Below are 3640 nucleotides of genomic sequence, written 5' to 3' on the forward strand. Positions count from 1 at the left end.
TGCAACCGTCTGGGGGGGCTTCAGGGGCGCTGCTCGCGCGGCACGGCGGCCTGCCCGCAGCCGTGGCCGCAGTCGTGATCGCATCGGTTGGTGTAGATCGGCGGCKCGTACGGGTGCCTCCGCCCCGGCGCGAAGATCGCGACGCCGTCCCCGGGGCAGAGGCCGCACTCCCCGAGCCGGCACTCGGGAGACAGTTCCTTGGGCTTGGCCCTGGCCGTCCTCACGGCGCCTGTCCCTTGCGGCAGCGCGGGCAGCCGCACGGCGGGAACTTGCATGCCTCTGCGGCTGCGGGCAGATCGAGCCCCAGGGCGTCGACCCGCATGATGCCGGTGTCGGACGTGATCGTGCCTTTGCCGTCCAGCGTGTACACGCGCAGACTCATGCCGGACGGCGGCTGTTGATCTCGTTCAGCGTTCATGGTGCGCGGCCTCCCCGCCGGATCACGTCTGCCAGCCGTATCGCTTCGTCCACACCGATGCGCCCCAGACCTACGAGGTTGTACGAGGGCGACGCGTGACCAGGCGCAAGCGAGGGCAGGACGATGCCCGCTCCGCTCAGCGCAGCGCGCAGGGACTCAGTCGCAGTGGCAGCACCGACGCGGGCCGGTGGCTTGGCTCGTGGCATGCCCTGGACGTTAGAGAGCACCGGACGGGGTTCGCGAGGCGCTATGCGCTTTTATGCGCGTCAGTTGGCCGAAAATGCGGCAGCATGCGCACCGGATTTCCGCGAGGCTGTACCACCGGACGGTGGACCGCCCAACGCTGGTCGGATCACCGTCCAGCGAAGGGGACAGATCATGAGGCGACTACGCTTCAACGGCACGGGCAGCGGCGTCAACGGCTGCCCATCCGTGCACGAAGACCTGGACACGGACGACATCATCGTGCACGGTCTGCCGCTCACCGATCCGGACGATGTCGCCCAGTTGCGGCACCTCTCCCAGGGAGAGACGGCGATCGTCGTACCGCGCCAATTGCTGGTCGACTTCGGCCCGAAGGAGATCACCCGCGTGCCCGACATGATCACGTTCGAGGACTTCGACCGGCTGTTCACGCAATTCGAGCACACGGCGTGGCGGCTGGAGACACGCCGCAGGTACGCGAGCGACGAGATCACACCCACCTACGCGCAGTTCGCCTCAGGAGAGCCTGTTGACTGGTCCGGCGCCGACACCGCGTGGTGCAGGGAGCGACAGCAACAGACCGCACTGGGCAAGCGCTTCGAACGCGTGCGCATCGTGGACCAACCGCCGACACCGGGGCAGCTCTACCTTCTCGACAACGCAAAACGAAACAGCTCTGTCGGCGAAGTCATCCGCTGTCTGTGGCGCCGCGACGCCGACCGGCTCCGCCTCCTGGCAGAAGACTTCTGGATCTTCGATTCCCGGCTTGTCGCGCTGCTCCACTTCGAGAGCGACGATCTGACCGGGGTGGAACTCATCACCGAGCCCGCCGCCGTGAACCGGTACGCCCAGGTACGTGATGCCGCCATGCATGACGCAGTCCCCTTTGAGCTGGTCGCGGCGCAGGTAGCCGCGACCAGCTGACGAGAGCTGATCCGTGACGGCCGACTACCAGCAGGCACGAGAGGCGCTCGGGGTCCGATTGAAGCAACTGCGGATCAACGCCCCTGGTGGTCGGCTTACCGGAGAACAACTCGCCAAGCGGGCCGGGTGGGCCCAGTCGAAGATCAGCCGCTTGGAACGGGGCCAGCAGACAGCGACGGCCGAAGACCTTGAGTCCTTCGCGAAGGGATGCGGGCAGCCGGAGGCGGCCGACGAGTTGAAGGAGATGCTGCGCGGGGTGGAGTCGCGCGTCAGGCCCTGGCGGCGACAGCTCGCAGGCGGGCACCGCGCCGTCCAGAACGCCCACAACGTCGAGCACGAGAACGCCTCCCTCTTCCGAGGCTGGGAACCGGCCATGATCATGGGCATTCTCCAGACGCCCGACTACGCCAAGGCGATCTTCACCCGCTACTCCGAACTCCAGCGCTCACCGCGAGACGCTGACGCTGCCGTGCGCGCCCGCATAAAGCGGCAGGACGCCCTCTACAACCCGGCGAAGCGCTTCCACCTCCTGATGTGGGAGGGCGCTCTCAGAACGCTGATCTGCCCGCCCTCGGTCCTGATCTCCCAGCTTGACCGTCTGCACGGCGCCGTCGGCATGGACACCGTCGAATTAGGGATCATCCCGCACAGCGCATCCCTCAAGATTCCGCCTGCCACGGGGTTCTGGGTCTACGACGATCAGCGCGTGGTGGTAGAGACCTGGCATGCGGAACTGTGGATCGACGACACCCCCAGTGTCCAAACCTACCTGCGCACCTGGAACACCCTGCGGGAGTCCGCTGTCTACGGTGCCGACGCGCACCATCTGATCAACGCGGCCAGACGCGCGCTCACCGCGCGATAGGCGACCCGGCGGCGCGGCCCGACGCGCGGATGAGACCTTGCTGCTTCGGCGCGGAATGCGCGAGCGCACGCCCGGGTTACAGGGGGCGAAGGAGGCAGACAGTGGAGCAGATGGTGGAGATGACCTACTACGACCACGGGAGTGCGGCGGAGCGCTGGGAGCGTGCGCGGCAGTTCTTCGACGCCAAGGAGTACGCGACGGCGGCGCGCATCCTCGACGCGCTGGCCGACGAGGTGCCCGAGCAGGTCGCCCCGCGTCTGCTGCTCGCCCGCGCCTACTACCACTCCGCCCAGCTCCGGCGCGCCGAGACGGAGCTGCGCAAGGTGATCGAGCTGGACCCCGTCGAGGGCTACGCCCGCCTGATGCTCGGCCGCACCCTCGAACGGCAGAGCAGGGGCGCCGAGGCGGCGCCGCACCTGCGGATGGCGGCGGCACTGAACGGTGACTTCACCGGACCGAACGCCGCAGAGAACCCGTAGAGAGCCCGTAGAGAGCCCCGCACGGGCCCAAGCCCGGCGTATCGTCGCGGCCACGGACGACCGGCCGCGACGATTACGCGCCGGACGTCCGGGCCGACCTGCGGCTCGCGGGCACCCGGGCCTTCGGCAACGGCGTCGTACAGCTCCGGCACGAGGTCGTCCGCTGACCGGACCGCCGGGCCGCCGTGTGCGCACCGCCGTACGGCAGGTCCTCAGCCCCAGACCGCCTCGGCGACGGCCACCCCCACCACCGCCGCGCCGACCCCCGCGGCAACGCTGCCGAGCGCGTTGGCCACCGAGTAGAACCTGGCGCCGCTCTCGGCGAGCCGAAGCGTCTCGTAGGAGAAGGTCGAGTACGTCGTCAGGGCCCCGCACAGGCCGGTGCCGAGGAACAGTTCCAGGTGCGAGGGGGCGGCCCCGGCGGTGACGGCTCCGGCGAGGATGCCGAGGATCAGGGAGCCCACGACGTTGACGGTGAGGGTGCCCCACGGAAAGGCCGTGTTCAGGCGCGTCCTGACCGCGCGGTCGGTGAGATGACGCAGAGGCGCGCCGATCATCGCCCCGGCGATCACGGAGAGCCAGTTCACCGGCGCCCCACCGCCACGAGCCCGCGCGTCGCCCACGCCGCGCCCCACACCGCGAGGAGCGCGGCGATCAGGGTCAGTGCCAGATAGGCGAGGCCCGTGCGGGCGTGGCCGCCGCTGACCAGGCGCTCGACGTCCAACGCGTACGTCGAGAACGTGGTGAAGC

The 3640-nt window shown here is 69.1% G+C and carries 6 protein-coding genes and 1 pseudogene; 3 read left to right on the forward strand and 4 right to left on the reverse strand.

The window, feature by feature from the left end:
- Nucleotides 1-20 precede the first annotated feature (20 nt).
- Both AB8Z36_RS33440 and AB8Z36_RS33445 read right to left on the reverse strand, forming a co-directional pair.
- Complete coding sequence (locus AB8Z36_RS33440; protein WP_369217145.1) at nt 21-224, reverse strand: hypothetical protein; 204 nt, start codon at nt 222-224, stop codon at nt 21-23.
- Nucleotides 221-418 (reverse strand): hypothetical protein, encoded by a 198-nt coding sequence (locus tag AB8Z36_RS33445; protein WP_369217146.1) that lies wholly within the window; start codon nt 416-418, stop codon nt 221-223. Before AB8Z36_RS33445 ends, AB8Z36_RS33440 begins: the two co-directional genes overlap by 4 nt.
- Before the next feature lie 375 nt (nt 419-793).
- On the opposite strand from AB8Z36_RS33445, the gene AB8Z36_RS33455 reads away from it, so the two are divergent.
- From AB8Z36_RS33455 to AB8Z36_RS33465, 3 genes are all read left to right on the forward strand, one after another.
- Complete coding sequence (locus tag AB8Z36_RS33455) at nt 794-1546, forward strand: DUF6879 family protein (RefSeq protein WP_369217150.1); 753 nt, start codon at nt 794-796, stop codon at nt 1544-1546.
- A 13-nt stretch (nt 1547-1559) separates the two neighbouring features.
- Nucleotides 1560-2411 (forward strand): helix-turn-helix domain-containing protein, encoded by an 852-nt coding sequence (locus AB8Z36_RS33460; RefSeq protein WP_369217148.1) that lies wholly within the window; start codon nt 1560-1562, stop codon nt 2409-2411.
- 113 nt (nt 2412-2524) lie between these two features.
- Nucleotides 2525-2890 (forward strand): tetratricopeptide repeat protein, encoded by a 366-nt coding sequence (locus AB8Z36_RS33465; protein ID WP_369217151.1) that lies wholly within the window; start codon nt 2525-2527, stop codon nt 2888-2890.
- A 212-nt stretch (nt 2891-3102) separates the two neighbouring features.
- Here AB8Z36_RS33465 and crcB read toward each other — a convergent pair whose 3' ends face one another.
- Complete coding sequence (gene crcB, locus AB8Z36_RS33470) at nt 3103-3477, reverse strand: fluoride efflux transporter CrcB (RefSeq protein WP_369217149.1); 375 nt, start codon at nt 3475-3477, stop codon at nt 3103-3105.
- A pseudogene (locus AB8Z36_RS33475) lies at nt 3474-3640 on the reverse strand (CrcB protein); the annotation flags it as partial. The pseudogene AB8Z36_RS33475 and the gene crcB, both read right to left, overlap by 4 nt.

Origin of the sequence: Streptomyces flavofungini (assembly GCF_041028215.1) — a bacterium.
GTDB lineage: Bacteria > Actinomycetota > Actinomycetes > Streptomycetales > Streptomycetaceae > Streptomyces > Streptomyces flavofungini_B.

Excerpts from the sequence above, each read along its gene's own strand:
- AB8Z36_RS33445 (WP_369217146.1), bottom strand. The coding sequence starts at position 418 with ATGAACGCTGAACGAGATCAACAGCCGCCGTCCGGCATGAGTCTGCGC.